General features: G+C 61.2%; 16 protein-coding genes. 5 read left to right on the top strand and 11 right to left on the bottom strand.

Annotated elements, in window-relative coordinates; all coding sequences use genetic code 11:
- Window positions 1-3 precede the first annotated feature (3 nt).
- Window positions 4-816: an AmmeMemoRadiSam system protein B gene (amrB, locus tag CVU60_05955; protein PKN42531.1), complete on the top strand. Its 813-nt coding sequence runs from the start codon at window positions 4-6 to the stop codon at window positions 814-816.
- Window positions 817-886: 70 nt separating this feature from the next.
- Here the strand turns inward: amrB and CVU60_05960 are convergent, their stop codons facing one another.
- Genes CVU60_05960 through CVU60_05970 form a run of 3 tightly spaced genes read right to left on the bottom strand, consistent with a single transcriptional unit; the run spans window position 887 to window position 3,903 of the window.
- Window positions 887-1,732: a bifunctional methylenetetrahydrofolate dehydrogenase/methenyltetrahydrofolate cyclohydrolase FolD gene (locus tag CVU60_05960; GenBank protein ID PKN42532.1), complete on the bottom strand. Its 846-nt coding sequence runs from the start codon at window positions 1,730-1,732 to the stop codon at window positions 887-889.
- 51 nt (window positions 1,733-1,783) lie between these two features.
- Window positions 1,784-3,076, bottom strand: coding sequence for a phosphopyruvate hydratase (locus CVU60_05965; protein PKN42533.1), 1,293 nt, complete (start codon window positions 3,074-3,076; stop codon window positions 1,784-1,786).
- Window positions 3,073-3,903 (bottom strand): pantothenate kinase, encoded by an 831-nt coding sequence (locus tag CVU60_05970; GenBank protein PKN42591.1) that lies wholly within the window; start codon window positions 3,901-3,903, stop codon window positions 3,073-3,075. Before CVU60_05970 ends, CVU60_05965 begins: the two co-directional genes overlap by 4 nt.
- A 127-nt stretch (window positions 3,904-4,030) precedes the next feature.
- On the opposite strand from CVU60_05970, the gene CVU60_05975 reads away from it, so the two are divergent.
- The gene (locus CVU60_05975; GenBank protein ID PKN42534.1) at window positions 4,031-4,228 is read left to right on the top strand and encodes a hypothetical protein; all 198 of its coding nucleotides are present in this window, start codon (window positions 4,031-4,033) and stop codon (window positions 4,226-4,228) included.
- Window positions 4,229-4,230: 2 nt separating this feature from the next.
- Entirely contained in the window at window positions 4,231-5,049 is an 819-nt protein-coding gene (locus tag CVU60_05980; protein PKN42535.1) for a TatD family deoxyribonuclease, read from the top strand.
- On the opposite strand, the gene CVU60_05985 is transcribed toward CVU60_05980, so the two are convergent.
- The 8 genes from CVU60_05985 to carB form a co-directional block, all read right to left on the bottom strand.
- Window positions 5,038-5,346, bottom strand: coding sequence for a DUF4911 domain-containing protein (locus CVU60_05985; protein PKN42536.1), 309 nt, complete (start codon window positions 5,344-5,346; stop codon window positions 5,038-5,040). The two genes, CVU60_05980 and CVU60_05985, sit on opposite strands and share 12 nt — an antisense overlap.
- On the bottom strand, window positions 5,333-6,394 hold the full coding sequence (locus CVU60_05990; GenBank protein ID PKN42537.1) for a peptidase M24 family protein: 1,062 nt from the start codon (window positions 6,392-6,394) through the stop codon (window positions 5,333-5,335). Before CVU60_05990 ends, CVU60_05985 begins: the two co-directional genes overlap by 14 nt.
- Before the next feature lie 43 nt (window positions 6,395-6,437).
- Entirely contained in the window at window positions 6,438-7,451 is a 1,014-nt protein-coding gene (locus tag CVU60_05995; protein ID PKN42538.1) for a hypothetical protein, read from the bottom strand.
- Window positions 7,452-7,592: 141 nt separating this feature from the next.
- Window positions 7,593-9,929, bottom strand: a complete 2,337-nt coding sequence (locus tag CVU60_06000; GenBank protein ID PKN42539.1) for a penicillin-binding protein — start codon at window positions 9,927-9,929, stop codon at window positions 7,593-7,595.
- On the bottom strand, window positions 9,926-10,351 hold the full coding sequence (locus CVU60_06005) for a hypothetical protein (GenBank protein ID PKN42540.1): 426 nt from the start codon (window positions 10,349-10,351) through the stop codon (window positions 9,926-9,928). Before CVU60_06005 ends, CVU60_06000 begins: the two co-directional genes overlap by 4 nt.
- A 164-nt stretch (window positions 10,352-10,515) precedes the next feature.
- Window positions 10,516-11,511: a KpsF/GutQ family sugar-phosphate isomerase gene (locus CVU60_06010; protein PKN42541.1), complete on the bottom strand. Its 996-nt coding sequence runs from the start codon at window positions 11,509-11,511 to the stop codon at window positions 10,516-10,518.
- On the bottom strand, window positions 11,512-12,903 hold the full coding sequence (locus tag CVU60_06015; GenBank protein ID PKN42542.1) for an amidophosphoribosyltransferase: 1,392 nt from the start codon (window positions 12,901-12,903) through the stop codon (window positions 11,512-11,514).
- A 103-nt stretch (window positions 12,904-13,006) separates the two neighbouring features.
- On the bottom strand, window positions 13,007-16,255 hold the full coding sequence (gene carB / locus CVU60_06020) for a carbamoyl phosphate synthase large subunit (GenBank protein PKN42543.1): 3,249 nt from the start codon (window positions 16,253-16,255) through the stop codon (window positions 13,007-13,009).
- A 470-nt stretch (window positions 16,256-16,725) separates the two neighbouring features.
- Here carB and CVU60_06025 point away from each other — a divergent pair, with 470 nt between their 5' ends.
- Complete coding sequence (locus tag CVU60_06025; GenBank protein PKN42544.1) at window positions 16,726-17,211, top strand: Lrp/AsnC family transcriptional regulator; 486 nt, start codon at window positions 16,726-16,728, stop codon at window positions 17,209-17,211.
- A gap of 27 nt (window positions 17,212-17,238) precedes the next feature.
- Entirely contained in the window at window positions 17,239-20,244 is a 3,006-nt protein-coding gene (pruA, locus tag CVU60_06030; protein ID PKN42545.1) for an L-glutamate gamma-semialdehyde dehydrogenase, read from the top strand.
- The last annotated feature ends 209 nt before the right edge of the window (window positions 20,245-20,453 follow it).

The raw sequence follows: 20,453 nt of genomic DNA on the forward strand, positions 1-20,453 counted from the left end.
AACATGAGTTTTGATCGCGAGCCCGTTGTCGCGGGCCAGTTCTATGCCGGACTTCAGGACCAGTGGCTGGCAACTGTGCAGGCGTGCATGCGCGGTGAAAAGGAAAACGAAAAAACCACAAAGTTGGTCATGGTCCCTCATGCCGGCCATGTCTTTTCAGGCGGCGTCGCAGGTCAGACCCTGGCCCGGGCCAAGCTTACGGACACGGTGCTCTTGCTTGGCCCCAACCACACAGGCATGGGCGCTCCCATGGCCGTATGGCCGGACGGCAAGTGGCTGCTGCCCGGCGCGGCCATGGATGTGGATGCCGAACTGGCCGCCGCTCTTCTGGCGGCAGAGCCGGCCTTGGTCGCCGACCGCGTCGCCCACCTGCAGGAACACTCCCTGGAAGTCATCCTGCCCTTCCTGTGGGCCAAGAACCCCGCCATGCGCATCATCCCCATCGCCGTGGGCGACCCCCGACCGCACAAGCTTGGCGGCGCGGCGGCCAAGATCGCCGAAGTGCTCAACAACCTCGGCCGGGAAGTGTCCGTGGTGGTCAGCTCGGACATGAACCACTTCGCGCCCGACGAAAAAACCCGCGTCATCGACCAGCACGCGCTGGATCGCATCCTGGCCCTGGATCCAATGGGCTTTTACGGCAAGGTACGCGAGGAGAACATCTCCATGTGCGGCGTGCTGCCCATGACGCTGGGCATGCACCTGGCCAACATCCAGGGCGCGAAGAAGGCGGAACTGGTGGCCTACGCCACTTCGGGCGATGTGAACGGGGACATGTCGAGAGTGGTGGGCTACGCAGGGGTCATCATCGACTGAACCCAGCGGCGCGAAAAAAGAAAATGCGGAAAAGGGGCCAGGGACGGCCCCTTTGCTTTTTATGAAGCCTTCAGCCCACGTGCTCCACGTAGGCTTCGAGCGTGTTGACCAGAAGCTGGGCGATGGTCATGGGGCCCACTCCGCCGGGCACCGGTGTCATGGCCGAGGCCACGTCCTGCAACCCTTCAAAATCGCAATCCCCCACCAGGCCATGCTCGGTCCTGTTGATACCGACGTCGATGACCACGGCTCCGGGCTTGACCATGTCGCGCGTGACGAATTTGGGGATGCCCACCGCGGCCAGGACAATATCGGCGGTGCACACCTCGGCGGCTATGTTCCGGGTCCGGGAGTGACAGACCGTGACCGTCGCGTTCTTCTGCAGCAGCATGAGCGCCAAAGGCTTGCCTACAATGTTGCTGCGCCCGATGACGACCGCCTTCTTTCCGGACACGTCTATGCCGTGACGCTCCATGAGCGTCATGATTCCCGCCGGCGTGCAGGAACGCAGGCAGGGCAGGCCCAGAGCCAGGCGCCCCATGTTCACGGGATGAAAGCCGTCCACATCCTTGGAGGGGCTGATCAGGTCAAGGCAGCGCTGGCTGTCCAGGCCCTTGGGCAGGGGCAGCTGCAGCAGCAGCCCGTCAATGGAGGGATCGTTGTTCAGGAACATGATCGTGTCTTCCAGCTGCGCCTGAGGGATATCCTCCGGCAGGCGAAAGCCCTTGGAGATGATGCCCACATCCTCGCAGGCCCGCTCCTTGTTGCGGACATAGACCTGAGAGGCCGGATCGCCGCCGACCAGGATCACTGCCAGTCCGGGCGCGCGCCCATGCCTGGCCGTCAGCACCGCGACCTGATCCTTGAGTTCCTGACGGATGATGGCGGCCGTCTTTTTTCCGTCGATGATATGCATGGTGTCCTCGGCTGAAATAAAAAAGGCGCACCAAAGTGCGCCTAAGGGTTGCTATTCTTCGTCAAACCAGTTGGCGGCCATGGCCGGCCCGAAATAAACGCCCTGCGAATCCAGGTCTTCCTCGATGCGCAGCAGCTGGTTGTACTTTGCCATGCGGTCTGAGCGGCACAGGGAGCCGGTCTTGATCTGCCCGGCATTCACGGCCACGGACAGGTCAGCGATGAAGCTGTCCTCGGTCTCACCGGAGCGGTGCGAGATGACCGTGGCGAACGAAGCTTCCTTGGCCATTTCGATGCAGTCCATGGTCTCGGTCAGTGTGCCGATCTGATTGAGCTTGATGAGGATGGCATTGCCCACGCCGCGCATGATGCCGTCGGCCAAAAGAGCCGGGTTGGTGACGAAGATGTCGTCGCCGACCAACTGCAGGCGGTCGCCCAGCACGTCGGAAAGGACTTCCCATCCGTCCCAGTCCGCTTCGGCCAGGCCGTCCTCGATGGACACCAGCGGGAACTTTCCGGCCAGGTCCGCGTAGTAGTCGGTCAGCTCGCGTGCAGTCAGGATCTTGTTCTCGCCGGCGAAATGGTACTTGCCGTCCTTGTAGAATTCCGAGGCGGCGGCGTCGATGGCCAGGGCGATCTGGCTACCGGGCTCGTATCCGGCTTCCTCGATGGCCTTCATGATGTACGTGAAGGCCTGCTCGTGGCTGGCGAAATTGGGGGCAAACCCGCCCTCATCGCCGACGGAGGTGGCCAGGCCGTCCTTGTGCAGAATTTTCTTCAGGGTGTGGAAGGTCTCGGCACCCATGCGCAGCGCTTCCTTGAAGCTGGCCGCACCGAGCGGCAGGATCATGAATTCCTGGATGTCGAGGTTGTTGGCCGCGTGGGCTCCGCCGTTGATGATGTTCATCATGGGCGCGGGCAAAACCTTGGCGTTGATGCCGCCGATGTATTTGTAGAGCGGCAGGCCCAAAAATTCCGCGGCGGCCTTGGCCGTGGCCATGGATACGCCGAGCATGGCGTTGGCGCCAAGGCGGGACTTGTTCTCGGTGCCGTCCAGTTCGATGAGGGCCTGGTCCACCTCCACCTGACGGATGGCTTCAAGGCCGATGATCTCGGAGGCGATCTCTTCCATGACGTTGCGCACGGCCTGCTCCACGCCCTTGCCGGCATAGCGGTCGACGTCTCCGTCACGCAGTTCGAGGGCTTCACGCGCGCCCGTGGACGCGCCCGAAGGCACGGCGGCGCGGCCCGTGGCGCCCGACTCGAGGGTAACTTCCACTTCAACCGTGGGGTTGCCCCTGGAATCCAGAATTTCCCTGGCCCAAATACCTGTGATGGTGCTCATGATTGCTCCCTTGCGTTCCTTGGTGAATGTTTCTGAAAATATGCGGCCAAGAGGCCCTGCATGAGCAGGTCCGGGGCCAGATTGTCGATGCATGTGGTGATGGCTGCCAGGTGCGGGGCGAAACCGCCCGTGGCAATGACGCGGGCATCGGGAGCGTCCAGTCGTTTCTTGAGCCGCGCGGTCAGACCCTCCAGCATGGCCGCGAAGCCGAACAGCACGCCGTGATTGAGACTCTGCCGGGTGCTGGTACCGATGTCCAGGTCTTCACTGTCAAGCTCCAGGCTGATCTGGGGCAGCTTTGCGGTCTGGGTGCCGAGCGCCGTGACCGAACTGAGTACGCCGGGACAGATGAGCCCGCCGAGGTACGCCCCACCCTGCACGCAGTCGAACGTCGTGGCCGTACCGAAATCGACAACGATGAGCGTCGTGTCGTCAAAAAGGGTCCGCGCCGCAAAACCGCCCAGCAGGCGGTCCGCACCCACCTCCTGCGGCCTTGCGTAATGGTTTTCAAGCGGCAGCGCGATGTCGCCGGGCACGAACAGGGCCGGACAGGAAAAAAAATCCGTGCAAGCCGCCCTGAGCAGGCTGTTCATGGGCGGCACCACCGAAGACAGCACCCAGGCCCGCACCTCGCTCTCGGCCACACCCTCGCGGGCGCAGATGCCTGAGATGCGAAGGCCCAGGGAATCGGAGGTTTCCCGATTGGTGGAGGGCAGGGAATAGGTCCGGCCAAGGCCGTTTTCATCCGCCAGACAAAGCTTCACGTTGGTGTTGCCCACGTCGAAGAGCAGCACCGGCCCCCCGGAGATTATTTTATCGCCATGCATCATGGGTGCGGTTGTATCGCATTGGTTTGAAAACTCAAGGACCGGGTGGCATCTGTTAGCTTGTAACGCGTTTTCGTTCAGGATAAGCCCCTCTTCAACATCTTACCATTCATCATGTGGAGGAATCATGGCCTTGAACAAGGAACTTCTGCAAATTCTGGCCTGCCCCAAATGCAAGGGCGACCTTACACTCATCGGTCAGGAAGAAGGCCTCAAATGCGCCGCCTGCGGTCTGGTCTACCCCGTTCGCGAGGAAATCCCGGTCATGCTCATCGACGAAGCCATCGCTGTCGAAAAATGGGACCAGGGCCTGCGCGAGAAATAGCGATGAGCAAAAAAAAAGAGCGGCAGCTCCCCGAAACCCTGGGTCTATCCCCGGTGGGGGCGGACAGCCATGCCCATCTTGACGGCCGGGACAACGATGTGGACGCGGTCCTGGCGCGGGCCCTGACCTGTGGTGTGCGCACCGTGGGCAACGTCTTTCTGGGCCCCGAGGCCTACCGCCAAGGACGAGCTCTTTTTCAGCGGCACGACGACGTTTTTTTCCTGCTCGGAGTGCATCCGCACGAAGCCGCGAAAATGACGGAAGCCGATCTTGCGGACATGCGCCAGGCGTTCTCGACTGATCAAAGGCTGCGCGCGGTGGGCGAGATCGGCCTTGACTACTTCTATGACTTCTCCCCGCGCGACACCCAGCAGCACTGGTTCCGGCGCCAGCTGGAACTGGCCCTGGAACTGGATCAGCGGGTGGTCATCCACTGCCGCGACGCTGAAGAAGACTGCCTGGAAATCCTGGACGCCATGGGTCTTGGCGGGCGGCCCCTGCTCTGGCACTGCTTCGGCCTCGGACCGATGTGGGCCGAAAAACTGATCCGTCGCGGCTGGCACGTCTCCGTGCCCGGCACGGTGACATACGCCAAATCCGAGGCCCTGCGCGAAGCGGTCAGGATCATCCCGGCGGACAGGCTGCTCCTTGAAACCGACGCCCCCTATCTCTCCCCGGAGCCCTACCGCGGCAAACGCAACGAACCCGCCCTGCTGGGCTTCACGGCCCGGGAAATCGCCCAGCTTCGCGGCGAGGACCTGCATGAATTGTGGGCGCGCTGCGGCGACAACGCGAGAGACTTCTTCGGTCTAGTCGACTGAGCATCCAGGCGGCTCGACGATTTTCGCGCCCTGGGCTTCCAGCAACTCCCGCAGGGTCCGCTGGGCGCCGGGCGTGAAGCGCAGCTTGATCACGGCCCGGTAGCGGTCGACCACGCTCATGATGGCCAGGTTGTCGTAGCCTTCGAGCAAAAATCGGTAGAGGGCGATCCGGTTGCGGGGCACCTCGGCGTAAAGAACCATGCTGGACAGGCATGCCGGCGCAGGGTTCTTCTCCTTGCGGGGCTTTCGAGGCCTTGACTTGCGCGGGTCCCGTGGCAACGGCTCAGAGCACTTCATGACCGTCCCCGGTGACCACGACCATGTGTTCCCAGCGCACCCCACCCCACTCTGGATAATACAGGCCCGGCTCCACGGTGATGACCATGCCGGGTCTGAGCACCGTCGGTCGAACAGGACCGACTCCCGGGGCCTCGTGCGTTTCAAGGCCGATGCCGTGGCCAAGGGAGTGCGTGAAATGTTCGGCCACCCCGTGCCGCGCGAAAAACTCCCTGGCCGTGGCGTGCAGTTCATCGGTGCTCACGCCCGGAGCGACCCTGGCGATGGCCAGGGACTGCGCCTCCTGCACCAGCGCAAGGGTACGTCTGAACTCCTCCGTGGGCTTGTCCCCGATCCACCATGTCCGGGTCTGGTCCGAACAGTACCCGTCAAGCCTTCCGCCCATGTCGATCAGAACCGGAGTCTGCGCCTCAAGGCGCGCCTCTCCGGGAGTGGCGTGCGGCAAGGCGCCATTGGGGCCGAACCCGACAATGGGGGCGAAGCTGAGACTCTCGGCACCTCCTTCCCGAAATTCCTTCTCCAGCATCCAGGCCACTTCCCGCTCCGTGACCCCGGGCACAAGCAACGGCCGCAGGGCTTCGTAGACGCGATGGTTCAGCGCGCACGATGCCCTGAGCCTGGCCAGCTCTTCGCCATCCTTCACCGTGCGCAGCTCTTCCACCAGACGCGGGGCCTGATGAAGGGACAGCATCCCGCCCAGCTCGAGATACATGCCGGCGCACATGGCATGGGTTTCAACCCACAGTTCGCTTATGCCGAGGCTCTTCACGAACTCGGCAATCTTTTCAACGCGCGGCGCCCCGTAGACGTGCACGTGTTCGCCTGCCCAGTGCCGCCGGGCCTCCTCCGTGAAACGGGCGTCGGTCAGCAGCCAGTCCGGCCCGTTCAAGCGGATCAGCAGACAGCCCGAGCTCTCGTTGCATTGCCCGTCATGCAGCTCAAACCCGGACAGATAAAACCGATTGGCCGGATGGACCACGAGCAGGGCGTCGATGTCCTGCCCCTGCATGAGATTTTTCAGGTCCTGAAGACGCCTGGAATGGGTCATGATTTATACGCCTTGATTAGCTTTGAAAGAGGTATCCGCGAGCTCATTTCCTGTCCGGGACGATGGCGCCCGGGCAGCAGGGTTCGGGCTTGGAATAGACCTCGACGGGCTTGAAAAGATGGCGATGAAAGAAATCATCCCCCAGCCATGCGACCACGCGCACCAGAAGCGCAATGACGACAAGGGTGAAGATGATCCGCGCCCAGAGCAGCCCGGAGACATGGCCTCCGATGACGACCATGAGCAGCGTATCCTCGAACACCGAATGGGACAGCCCCATGAGACTGAGCGACGAAAAGATGTCCTTGGAACCGACCTTGCCCGAATGCGCTTCGTGCATGATCATGCCCCCGCCATAGGCCAGACCCATGATCATGCCGACAATGGTCAGGGTCCCGGCCTCGGAACCGATGCCGAGCACGCGCAGGAGCGGAGCCAGCAGCCGCACGCACAGTCCCGTCAGTCCGATGGCCGTGAACACGCGCATCAGCGTGCTCAAGGCCAGGATAATGACGAACACCATGGCCAGGTTCTCCACCTGCCCAAGTCCCCAGACCAGCAGATCGCCGCTTTCCGGCTTGGGCTGCCAAAGCAGGACATTGCTCTCCTGCAACCAGCCTCCCCAGGCGTAGATCCGGGACAAAAGCCAGCCCAGCACCAGGGCGCCGCCGATGCGCAGCAGGGCCTGAAAGCCGATTCGCGGACCGGACTTGCGCACGATCTGCAACTCCACGGGAAGTCCGTGGGCGATGAGGATCATGACGCCGAGCACCGTGACCTGCGCCACGGTCAGATCGTGCTGTCCGGCCAGGGACACGAAAACGATCATGCTCCCGTAGATGTTGTTGACCAGCGCCGTAGCCCAGACAAGCCCCATCTCCCCGGGCAGGCCCACCAGATGCATGACCGGAGCCAGGGGCAGGGCGAGCCAGGCGATGAGCCCGAGTTCCTGGAGGATTTTGACCGCGACGATGATGGGGATCATGATCTTGTAGAGTTCGAGGCTGATGCGCCCCGAACGCCACAGAATGCTTTTTGCTTCCTGAAGAATGGTCATGAATTTCCGTGCCGTGCTGAAAAGACGGGTTGACTGCCCCGCGGGAATCTCCCGCCGTGCCTTGACGACACGGGCAGGGAGCAATTTCCCGTCCCCGTGTGACAGGTCCGGGCGAGACCTTGGGGCATGAAACAAAAACCTCTAGAAAATCTGCTTGAGCAGACTTTCCCCGCCCGCATTTGATGAGCCCGGATCGGCGTCCAGCTCGTCCAGGCCAGCACTCGGCAGCGGTTCCGTGCCGTTCACGAAGGGCAGCATGTAGGCTTCGGCCGTGCCCGGACCAGCCAGTCGGCCCGTGCGCGCATCCACCCGGGCCATGACGATGCCGGGAGGTACCTGAAAATCCTGCACCGGGTAACCCGGTTCGACCTTGCTCCGATAATCGATCCAGATGGGCAGGGCGGCACGTGCGCCGGTCTCGTACTTGCCCATGGGCCTGATCTGATCGTAGCCCACCCAGACCCCGGTCAGCAGATAGGGGGAGAAACCCATGAACCAGGCATCCTGCTCTTCGTTGGTGGTGCCGGTCTTGCCCGCCACGGGCCGTCCCAGAACCTTGGCGCGCGCGCCCGTCCCGGACTGCACGACCTGCTGCAGCAGATGTGAAATGATATAGGCGGTTTCCGGGGAGATGGCCTCGGTCGCTTCCTCGGTGGCCGAAAAGAGCTGCTCGCCCCAAGGCGAGACCACGCTTTCGATCAGCCGGGGCTTGATGCTGGTGCCGCCACGGGGAAACGCCGTATAGGCCTGACACAGGTTGAGCGGCGTGAACTGTCCCGATCCCAGGGCCAGGGAAAGATTCGGTTCCATGATTCCGGTCAGCCCCAGGGCCTTGCCGCGTTCGACGATCTTCTGGATGCCCACCTGCTGGGCCACGCGGATGGTGACCAGGTTACGGGATTTGACCAGGGCCGTGCGCAGTAGCGTCGGCCCGTAGAAAATACCTTCGAAATTTTCGGGCTTCCACATCTCCCCGCTTCCGTCCTGATAGACGATGGGCGCGTCCAGGACAATGCTGGCGGCGGTGAAGCCGTTATCCAGCGCCGCCGAATAGACGATGGGCTTGAAGGCCGATCCGGGCTGGCGCAGGGCCTGGGTCGCCCTGTTGAACTGGCTGCGGAAAAAATCGTAACCGCCGCACAGCGCAAGCACCTCCCCGCTCCGGGGATCAATGGATACAAGCGCGCCTTCGACCTTGGGCTCCTGTTCGAGCTGAAGCTTCCAGGGCTTGTCCTGTGAAATCTCCTCCACCGAAACCCAGATCACGTCTCCGGGCTTGACCACCTTGCGCGCATCGCTGACCTTGCCCGCCTCTTCCGGCGCCAGCTTGGGGTTGGGCACCCGGGCCCAGCTCATGGATGCCACCGGAACGATGCCCGACTCGGAACCGAACCGCACCTTTGCCCCGGCCTTTTCCACGCCCGTGACCAGGACCTGCATCCAGGCCCCGGGCTTGGACTCACCGGCCTTTCGGGCGGCCAGGAAATCCTCGTACTCGCCCTCGTCGATATGTTTGACCGGCCCTTGCCAGCCGTGACGCTTGGCGGTTTCAACCAAACCGGTCCGCAGAGCCTGGTCGGCAACGACCTGATGGTCCATGTCCATGGCGGTGCGCACCTGCAGCCCTCCGCCGTAGACCATGTCTTCGCCATAGCTTTCGACCAGCTGCCGCCGCACTTCCTCAAGATAGTAGGGCCCCACTTTCCAGGACGGATCTTCCTGCGCCCCGTAGACCAGGGGTTCGTTCACGGCGGCTTCGTATTGCAGGCGATCGATCCAGCCCAGGTCCCTCAGCCGGGCCAGGACATAGAGCTGTCGCTCCCTGGCACGCTCGGGGTTGCCGTAGGGCGAGTAACGCGAGGGAGCCTTGGGCAGCCCGGCCAGCAGGGCCGCCTGGGCAAGGGTCAGCTGGGAGGCGTTCACTCCGAAATATTCCCGCGCGGCGGCTTCCACTCCGTAGGCCTTGGCGCCGAGATAGATCTGGTTGAGATAGATCGTCAGGATTTCATCCTTGCTCAGATATTTTTCCAGGCGATAGGCCAGGATGACTTCCTTGAGCTTGCGTTCGTAGCTGCGCTCGGGCGTGAGCAGCATGGACTTGATGACCTGCTGGGTGATGGTGCTGCCGCCCTGGACGATGCCGCCGGCAATGACGTTCTTCACGGCCGCCCGGAAAATTCCCGGCAGGTCCACGCCCTCGTGCTGGTAGAATCCGGAATCCTCGGCCGCCAGAAAGGCCTTGACCGTGATCGGGCTCATCATCGACAGGGGAATGAGAAATCTCTTTTCACGGTAGAAATAACCGAGAATCCGTCCGTCCCGGGCCCGGACCGTCGTGGCCAGGGCCGGCGAATAGTCGCTGAGCTTCGTGAACCCGGGCAGATCCTCCTGGGCCCAGTAGTAGAGGCCAATTCCCCCGCCCGCGGCAAGAAATGCGCCCAGCACGATGAGCACCAGAAATACCTTCATAACTTTCATGACTTCACCTTCACGTCCGGCTCAAGCCCCAGCTTCGAGCACATTTCGCCAAACAGGGCCCTGACCTCCGCGCGGCTTGTATTCATCGCTTCGATCATGGTCGCAAGAGAGGCGCATTCTTCATTGGCCAGGCATTCGGAGGCAGTGAACCAGGTCAACTGCCCGTGAAATTGCCAAAGTGGAAAAAGCCGGCAGTAGAGCGGGCGCACACTCCGATCCAGAGCACATCCGTCGTGCCGCAGAAACGTGCATTCGCCTTGCGGGGTCGTGGCCAGGCGCCAATGCGAACCCTGTCCCGGAAATGTGGCCGCGATGTCGCGGTCGGGCATGAGCAGGGCGAGCTGTTCAACAAAACCGGGGGTATTTGCGACCAGCACGAAGGAATCGTCCCCGCCCTGTCCGGCGCCACGGATGGCGTTCATTTCAGGGCTGGATATGGGAAAACAGAATTCCTCGTCTCCGCTGGCGACCGTGCAGCACGTTCGGCCTCTGGCAGCGCAGCGCCCGCAGACGTCTGGATGTATAGTGGATGTATCGTTCATACTTGTTTGGAAAAAATGTGTTTGAAAGGAAGCGTCCCTTTTTTTCAGGAACGTGAAAACTTGACTCGGCCCTGACCCAGCACATCGTGCATGTGCACCATGCCTGTCAGGGTCTGGTCGGAGGCGACCACGGGCAACACGGTGATGGCCCGGGACTCCATGATGTCGAGCACTTCGGCGGCTTTCTGTCCGCAAGTGGCGCGCAAGGGCGAAGCGGTCATGACCGAGTTCACCACTGCGTCCATGACGAGCCGATTGGCGCAGACGAGGCGGCGCACGTCGCCGTCGGTCAAAAGGCCCAGCAGATGTCCCTCTCCGTCCAGCACGCACACGCAGCCCAGACCGCCCGCATTGAGCACGGCGAGGGCCTGCTCCAGGGACGCCCCGCTGGGCACCACGGGCAGCTGGGAGGAACGCATCAGTTCTTCGACCTTTCTGGTCAGGCGCTGACCCAGGGCTCCCCCGGGATGAAAACGGCGAAAATCATCCAGGGCAAAGGACTTCCAGTCGATAAGGCAAACCGCCAGGGCGTCTCCAACGGCCAGAGCGGCCGTGGTGCTGGACGTAGGGGCAAGCCCTAGCGGGCAGGCCTCGCACGGTACCGAGGTGTCGATGACCACGTCGGACAACCGGGCCATGGTCGATTGTGTTCCTCCGGTCAGGGAGATGACATGCCCGGCCAGGCTCTTGAGGCTGGGCAGGATGTTGTTCAACTCGTCGGTCTCGCCGGAATTGGAGATGGCCACGATGACGTCTTCATGACGGATCATGCCCAGATCTCCGTGAGCGCCTTCCACCGGATGCAGAAAAAAGGACGGGGTGCCGGTGCTGCTCAGGGTCGCGGCGATCTTGCGGCCGACCAGCCCGGACTTGCCGAGTCCAGTGATGACCACCCGACCCGAACAGCCGGCCATGATCTCAAGGGCGCGCACAAAAGAGTCGTCCAGACGATCACGAACAGCGATCAGGCCGCTGACCTCGATATCGAGCACCTCCCGAGCCTTGGCCAGCCAGTCTGTCTGCGTGCCTGCCCCCGCCATTTAGCAGCACTCCAGGGAGAGCTTGCCGAGGCCCTCGTCAGGCAGGACCGGATAGGCGCCGTTGAAACAGGCCAGACAAAAGTTTTCCGGCCCACGAACGGCTTTGAGCAGTCCGCCGATGGTGATGTAGTGCAGGCTGTCGAGCCCCAGATAACGCCCGATGTCGGCCACGGAATGGTTGGCCGCGATGAGCTCGCCCTTGGAGGAAAAGTCGATGCCGTAGTAGCAGGGATAGCGGATCGGAGGACAGCTTACGCGCATGTGGATTTCCTTGGCGCCCAGTTCGCGGAGCTGCTTGACGCGGGTACGGATGGTCGTGCCGCGTACGATGGAGTCCTCGACAATGACCACGCGCTTGCCCTTGATCATGGACTTCACTGGATTGAGCTTAACGCGAACAGAAAAGTCGCGCATGCCCTGGGTCGGCTGAATGAAGGTACGGCCGACATAATGGTTTCTGATCATGCAGGCCTCGAACGGCAGGCCCGACTCCTGGGCGTAGCCCACGGCCGCATACACCCCCGAATCCGGGAAAGGCATGACGAAATCGGCGTCGCACGGGCATTCCTGGGCCAGAATTTTGCCCATGCTCTTGCGGGCGTTATAGACTTCCTGGTCGAAAACCAGGGAATCGGGACGCGCGAAATAGATGAGCTCGAAAATGCATGAGCTCTGCTTTTCGGCGGGTTCCATGTAGCGATGCGACATCATCCGGCCGTCTTCGATGACCAGCATCTCGCCCGGGTCCAGACAACGCAGGTATTCGGCCTCCAGCAGATCAAAGGCGCAGGTCTCGGAGGCCAGCACGTAGGCATCTCCGACGCGACCCAGGGAAAGGGGCCGAAAACCCCATGGATCGCGCACGGCGATAAGCTTCTGGTCGACCATGAAGAGCAGGCTGTAGGAGCCCTGAATGCGGCTGCAAGCCTTGGCGATGGCCTCTTCGGGGGTGCCGCCGTTCATGTATTTGGCCACCAGATGCATGATCACTTCGCTGTCCATGGTGGTCTGAAAGATGGTGCCCTGATTTTCCAGTTCTTCACGCAGCGAGACGGTGTTGACCAGATTGCCGTTGTGGGCCAGGGCCAGATTGATGCCCTTGTAGGTGACCTTGAACGGCTGCGCGTTGCGGATCAGCGAAGCCCCGGTGGTGGAATAGCGGATGTGACCCATGGCCACGCTTCCCTTGAGCTGATGCCCGAGATGACGCTCCTCGAACACGTCCGCGACCAGACCCATGCCACGCTGTTCGCGGATGGTCTGCCCGTCCCAGGTGATGATGCCGGCACTTTCCTGGCCACGATGCTGCAAGGCATAAAGGCCGAAATAGGTCATGCGCGCCGCTTCCGGATGGCCATAAATTCCAAATAATCCGCAGGCTTCCTTTTTCATATTGATTCACGTTCCGTGTAGGTGTTCTTGAATGCGCAAAAGCCCAGGGCCGCGATTGGCCCTGAGCTTTGCACCAAAATCCCTGATCTCCGATGTCCGGAGGTTAGAAATCCCGGCCAGATTCCTTGTAATATTCCTGCAGGCATTTCACGTCGAGCCCGCAGGTGCTGCGCTCCTTGATAGCCATGGCCAGCGCCTTGGCTGCGGCCAGATTGGTCGTGTAGGGCAGGCCGTACATGACCGTGGTCCGCCTGAGCTCCGAGGAGTCCTCCTTGGTGCGCTTGCCCGAAGATGTATTGATGACCAGCTGGATGTCTCCGTTCTTGATGTGGTCGATGACGTTGGGCCGCCCTTCGTAGACCTTGTTCACCACCTGGCACTCGACCCCGTGTTCGGCCAGAAACGCCGCCGTGCCGCGAGTGGACATGATGGTGAAGCCAAGCTTCTGGAAGGTCTTGGCAGGCACGATGATCCCGCTCTTGTCATGATCGTTGACGGAAATGAACACGCATCCGGACGCCGGCAGAAACTGCCCGGCCGCGAGCTGGGCCTTCATGAAGGCCAGTCCGAGGGACGGGTCGATGCCCATGACTTCTCCGGTGGAGCGCATCTCCGGCCCGAGCAGGGCGTCAACGCCGGGGAAGCGGTTGAACGGCAGGACCGCCTCCTTGACCGCATAATAGCCGCCCTTGCGCAGGTCCCAGGGCTTCAGATCGGCAAGCTTCTCGCCCATCATGACCCGCGTGGCCAGCTTGGCCAGGGGCACGCCCGTGGCCTTGGAAACAAAGGGGGAGGTGCGCGAGGCGCGGGGGTTCACTTCCAGTATGTAGACCTGTTCGTCCTTCAACGCGAACTGAATGTTCATGAGGCCGACCACACCCAGCTCCTTGGCCAGGGCCTTGGTCTGGCGCTCGATCTCCTGAATCCACATCTTGCCCACGGTGTGCGGGGGCAGCACGCAGGCAGAATCGCCGGAATGAATGCCCGCCTCTTCGATGTGCTCCATGATCCCGGCCACATAGGTGTCCTCACCGTCACTGACGGCGTCGACATCGATCTCGATGGCGTTCTCCAGGAACTTGTCGATGAGGATGGGATGATCCGGCACGACGGTGACGTGCTTGTCAAAATAGGTGCGCAGGTCCTTTTCATCGTAGACGATGTCCATGGCCCGTCCGCCCAGCACGTAGGAAGGGCGGACCACCACCGGATAGCCGATGCGGGCGGCCACGATCACGGCCTCTTCGATGCTCATGGCAGTGCCGTTGTTGGGCTGCAGAAGGTCGAGCTTCTTGAGCAGGGCCTGAAAACGCTCGCGGTCTTCGGCGCGGTCGATGGAATCGGGCGTGGTGCCGAGGATAGGCACGCCCTCGCGCAGGAGCGGCACGGCCAGATTGAGCGGAGTCTGTCCGCCGAACTGCACGATGACGCCCTCGGGCTTTTCCTGCTCGATGATGGCCAGCACGTCCTCCCGGGTCAGGGGCTCGAAATAGAGGCGGTCCGAGGTATCGTAGTCGGTGGAGACAGTCTCGGGATTGGAGTTGACCATGATGGACTCGATGCCCATTTCGCGCAGAGCGTAGGAAGCATGCACGCAGCAGTAGTCGAACTCGATGCCCTGGCCGATGCGGTTGGGGCCGCCGCCTAGAATGACCACCTTGCGCCTGTCCGAGACGCGGGCCTCGTTTTCGGTTTCGTAGGTCGAATAATAGTAGGGAGTGTAGGCCTCGAATTCGGCGGCGCAGGTGTCGACCAGCTTGTAGGAGGGAATGATCCCCGCTTCCTTGCGCAGGGACCGGATATCGCGCTCGCCGCGCTTCCAGATCGTGGCCAACTGCCGGTCCGAGAAGCCCATGGCCTTTGCGTCGCGCAGCACCTTCACGAAATCGGGATTGTCCACGGACAGATTCCCTTGCAGGCCGACGTTTTTGAGCACGCCCTCAAAATCGACGATGTCCTTGAACTGACGGATGAACCAGGGGTCGATGGCCGAGGCCGCGAATATCTCCTCCTCGGAGATTCCGGACAGCAACGCGTCGCGCAGCTGATAGAGGCGGCGGGAATTGGGCTTGCGCAGTCCGGCCAGGGTGTCCTCGATGTCGGGCAGCTGCCCGTCGAAGGTCTTGCCCAGTCCGGGGTAACCCGTTTCCAGGGAACGCAGACCCTTCTGCAGCGCTTCCTTGAAGGTCCGCCCGATGGCCATGGTCTCGCCCACGCTCTTCATGGCCGTGGTCAGATAATCTTCGGCGCCGGGAAATTTCTCGAAGGTGAAACGGGGGATCTTGATGACCACATAGTCGATGGTCGGCTCGAAGGCGGCCATGGTCTCGCGGGTGATGTCGTTCTGGAGTTCGTCCAGGGTGTACCCGATGGCCAGCTTGGCCGCGATCTTGGCGATGGGGAAGCCCGTGGCCTTTGATGCCAGGGCCGAGGACCGCGACACGCGCGGATTCATCTCGATGATCATCATGTCGCCGTTGGCCGGATTGAGCGCGAATTGCACGTTGGAACCGCCGGTCTCGACGCCGATCTCGCGCATGATGGCCAGGGAAGCGTCGCGCATCTTCTGGTATTCGTCATCGGTCAGGGTCTGGGCCGGGGCGACGGTCACGGAATCGCCGGTATGCACGCCCATGGGATCCAGATTTTCGATGGAGCAGATGATGACGCAGTTGTCCTTCTTGTCGCGCACGACTTCGAGCTCATACTCCTTCCAGCCCAGAAGCGACTCCTCCAGCATGACCTCGGAGGTCAGACTGGCCGCCAGGCCCTGCTGGGCGATGCGCTCCAGGTCTTCCTTGTTGTAGGCCACGCCGCCGCCGGTGCCGCCGAGGGTGTACGCCGGACGGACGATGATGGGAAACTTGAGCTTGTCGCCCCATTCGCGGACATCATCCTGGGTGCGGGCGATGCCGCTCTTTGGGACCTTGAGGCCGATTTTCTCCATGGCCTTGCGGAAAAGCTGGCGGCTCTCGGCCTTCTTGATGCTCGGCAAGGATGCGCCGATCAGCTCCACGCCGTACTTTTCCAGGACCCCGTTCTCGGCCACGGCCACCGCCGTGTTCAGGCCGGTCTGGCCGCCAAGGGTCGGAAGAAGGGCGCAGGGGCGTTCCTTTTCAATGATGCGGGCCACGGTCTCGGGCTCGATGGGCTCGATGTAGGTCCGGTCGGCCAGGTTCGGATCGGTCATGATCGTCGCCGGGTTGGAGTTGACCAGGATGACCTCGTAGCCCTCTTCTTTGAGGGCCTTCAAGGCCTGGGTCCCGGAATAGTCGAACTCGCAGGCCTGTCCGATGACGATGGGGCCCGAGCCGATGAGCATTATCTTCTTGAGATCTGTTCTCTTGGGCATGGATGATTTGGTGGGTTATATGTTGGAAATCGCTTCAGGAGCGCAGGCGGCTTGACAGCCGTCGTGCCCACCCTGCTGAGGCCCGGGTATATTAAACACAGTGCACTGGAAGGTCAAACACTCGTTACAAGCACCTCCCAGGACCTTCCATCACCGCCAAATCACGGAAAAATTCATGTCCGATCCGACGCAAGCCCCGGGAATCCTGCTGCGCATGTCAAATACGTGATACTCGTTTGACCGGCAAAAAATTTGCGATTGGGATAAAATTTTATTATTTTTTCAGATTTTATTCTTTTCTTCGACATCCTTTGCGAATATTATTCAAAAATAGTCGTTGGCTCATCATCGACTGACGGGACTCTGGAACTCCCATGGCAGACATGGGCAAGCGATTTTTCAATTATGGCAATCTTCATTGACGAAGATCTTATCAAGAATTATATTCCCAAACCAAGAGGCAAGCAACTATGTTAGACAGCACAGATATCGAGATCCTGAACATCCTTCAAGAGAACGGAAAAATAACCAATGCCGAACTGGCTCGCCAGATCGGCATGGCCCCGTCCGGCGTGCTAGAGCGGGTCAAAAAGCTCGAGCAGAAGGGTGTCATCGATAAATACGAAGTCCGCCTGAACCCCAAGGCCCTGGGGATCTCCCTGTCGACATTCATCCAGATCAAGACCTCGGATTCGGTCGGCAGTTCCGAGATAGGCAGGAAGCTGGCCGAAATTGACGAGGTGCAGGAAGTGCATTGGACCGCCGGGGAGTACAACTATCTGGTCAAGGCCCGGGTCAGCAGTACGGAAACGCTGGCCATGCTCATGAAGAAGTTCGGGGAAATACCCGGAGTTCGAGACAGCCGGACCACCCTGGTGCTCGACACCCTGAAGGAAACCCAGGCCCTGTCCCTGCAGTTCATCGAGTGCAAGAACCCCAGGAAATCCGCTAAATAAACCAGTTCTAAAATCCAGGAGTCAAAAATGGACAGTATGGTGTTGGACAAAAAGATCAGCGACCGAGGCAAGGAATTTTTTGCCAGCATCTCCGGCGAAGCCCCTTCCATTTTCAATAAGGGCTGGTGGACCGGCAAGGTCATGGACTGGTCCATGAAGAACGAGAACTTCAAGGTGCAGTTGTTCCGCTTTGTGGACGTCCTGCCCTACCTGAACACTTCCGACTCCCTGACCCGGCACATCGATGAATATTTCGCCGGCGACGACCAGGACGTCCCCAAAGTCCTCAAATGGGGCGCGGGCGCCATGGGGTCGGGCCTCGGCGGCAAGCTGGCCGCCGGGCTCATGGCCAAGACCATCCGTTCCAACATCGAGGGCATGGCCAAGCAGTTCATCATCGGCGAGAACACCCCCGACGCCATGAAGAACCTCAAGAAAATCCGCAAGGACGGCTTCGCCTTCACGGTGGACATCCTCGGCGAGGCATCGGTCAGCGAGATCGAGTCCGAGGCCTATCTGAAGGAATATATCGAACTTCTTGACGCCCTGAAAAAGGAACACTCCTCCTGGTCGGCCCTTGACGGCGGAGAACTGGACTGGGGACATGCGCCCAAGGTCAACATCTCCGTCAAACCCACGGCTCTCTTCTCACAAGCGTCGCCCAAGGACTTCGAAGGTTCGGTCCAGGGCATCGAAAAACGCCTGGCCACAATCCTGCGCAAGGTCAGGGAAATGAACGGCTTCATGCGCATCGACATGGAGCAGTACAAATTTAAAGACATCACCCTTGAGGTCTACCGTCGCCTGCGCGCAAGCGAGGAATTTCGAGACTATCCGCATCTGGGCATCGTGTTGCAGGCCTACCTGAAGGATACCGACCAGGACCTGGCCGACCTGCTTGCCTGGGCCAGGGCCGAAAAACTTCCCATTTCCATCCGACTGGTCAAGGGCGCCTATTGGGATTCCGAAACCGTCATCGCCAAGCAGAACGGCTGGGACATCCCGGTCTGGACCATCAAGGCCGAGAGCGACGCCGCCTTTGAGCGTCAGGCAAAGGTCATCCTGGAAAACCACGACATCTGCCATTTCGGTTGCGCCTCGCACAACATCCGCACCATCGCCGCGGTCATGGAGACGGCCAAGGCCCTGAACGTGCCCGATGAGCGGTACGAATTCCAGGTCCTCTACGGCATGGCCGAGCCGGTGCGCAAAGGACTGCTGAAGGTGGCCAAGCGCGTGCGCCTCTACGCCCCCTACGGCGATCTGCTGCCCGGCATGGCCTATCTGGTGCGGCGCCTGCTCGAAAACACGGCCAACGAATCATTCCTGCGCCAGTCCTTTGCCGAGGAGGCCGAGGTTGAGCGCCTGATGGAAAACCCGGCTGTGACCGCCGAGCGGGAAAAATCCCAGCGTCGCCCCAAGGCCGAGCCCGAGGTCAAGGGCCTGACCCGCTTCGAGAACGAGCCTTTTGCAGACTTCACGCAGGAATCCGTGCGTACGGCCTTCATGAGCGCTGTCGCCGAAGTCCGCGCGCAGCTGGGCAAGGAATATCCGCTCGTCATCGGCGGCCAGGAGGTGCGCACGGCAGATACGCTGCAGTCGGTCAACCCGGCCAATCCAAGCGAAGTCATCGGCACCATCTGCCAGGCTTCCACCAAGGAAATCGATCTGGCTATCGAGGCGGCCAAAAAGGCTGCCCCCGGCTGGAAAGCGCTGTCGCCCGAAGAACGGGCCGGATATCTGCTCAAGGCCGCCGAAATCGCACGCGAGGAAATCTTTACCCTTTCTGCCTGGCAGACCCTCGAAGTGGGCAAGCAGTATGATCAGGCCCAGGCTGATGTGGCCGAAGCCATCGACTTCATGGAGTATTACGCGCGCGAAATGATCCGCTTCGGCAAATCCCAGCGCATGGGCCGCGCCCCGGGCGAGATGAGCCAGCTCATGTACCAGCCCAAGGGCATCGCGGCGGTCATCGCGCCCTGGAACTTCCCCCTGGCCATCAGCTGCGGCATGAGCTCGGCCGCCATCGTCGCGGGCAATCCCGTGCTGTACAAGCCGGCCGGACCGTCCTCCGTGATCGGCTTCACCCTGTCGGAAATCTTCCGCAAGGCCGGACTGCCCGCAGGAGTGTTCAACTATGTGCCTGGCAGGGGCTCGGTCATGGGCGACTACCTCGTCGAGCATCCCGACATCGCGCTGATCGCCTTCACCGGCTCCATGGAAGTCGGCCACCGCATCATCAACAAGGCGTCCGTGGTCCATCCCGGCCAAAAGCAGATCAAGAAGGTCATCGCGGAGCTTGGCGGCAAGAACGCCATCATCATCGATGACGATGCCGATCTGGACGAGGCCATCAGGGAGGTCCTGCACTCCGCCTTCGCCTTCCAGGGGCAGAAATGCTCAGCCTGCTCCCGCGTCATCGTGGTCGAACCCATCTACGCCAAATTCATCGAGCGCCTGGTGGAAGGAGCCAAGTCCCTGGCTATCGGACCGGCCGAGGATCAGACCTACTTCATGGGACCGGTGGTGGACGACAAGGCCCAGCAGAACGTGCTCAGATACATCGACATTGCCAAGAGCGAGGGCAAGGTCCTGTACTCAAGCCCTGTCCCGGCCAGCGGCTATTACGCTCCCCTGACCATCGTCGAAGGCATCACTCCCGAACACCGCATTGCCCAGGAAGAAGTCTTCGGACCCATCCTCGCGGTCATGAAGGTCAAAAACTTTGATCAGGCCATCGAGTGGGCCAACTCCACGCGCTACTCCCTGACGGGCGCCGTGTTCTCGCGCAGCCCCAAGCACCTCGAAAAAGCCCGTGAACAGTTCAACGTCGGCAACCTTTACCTGAACCGCGGCTCCACCGGCGCGCTGGTCGAGCGCCATCCCTTTGGCGGATTCAACATGTCCGGCATAGGCTCCAAAGCCGGCGGCCCGGACTACCTGCTGCAGTTCATGGACCCCAGGCTGGTCTGCGAAAACACCATGCGCCGGGGCTTCGCGCCAATCGAAGAAGACGACGACTGGATCATCTGACCGACCCTTTCCAGCGCCTTGCCTCATAGCCCGCCGAGACCCGTTCTCGGCGGGCTTTTTTTCTCCGGGTGGGCCATCGTGCCTGATTCGCCTGATCGATACTCTTTTAAATCGGCACAGTCTGCGCATGCCGCTCACAGCCAAACCAGGGCCGCCCAGCCGAACATGCGCAAAAAACCTTGCTCCGAACGCCCATTTTGAATAAAATT

The sequence above is a fragment of the Deltaproteobacteria bacterium HGW-Deltaproteobacteria-18 genome, from assembly GCA_002841885.1.
In the GTDB taxonomy this organism is placed as follows: Bacteria; Desulfobacterota; Desulfovibrionia; order Desulfovibrionales; family Desulfomicrobiaceae; genus Desulfomicrobium.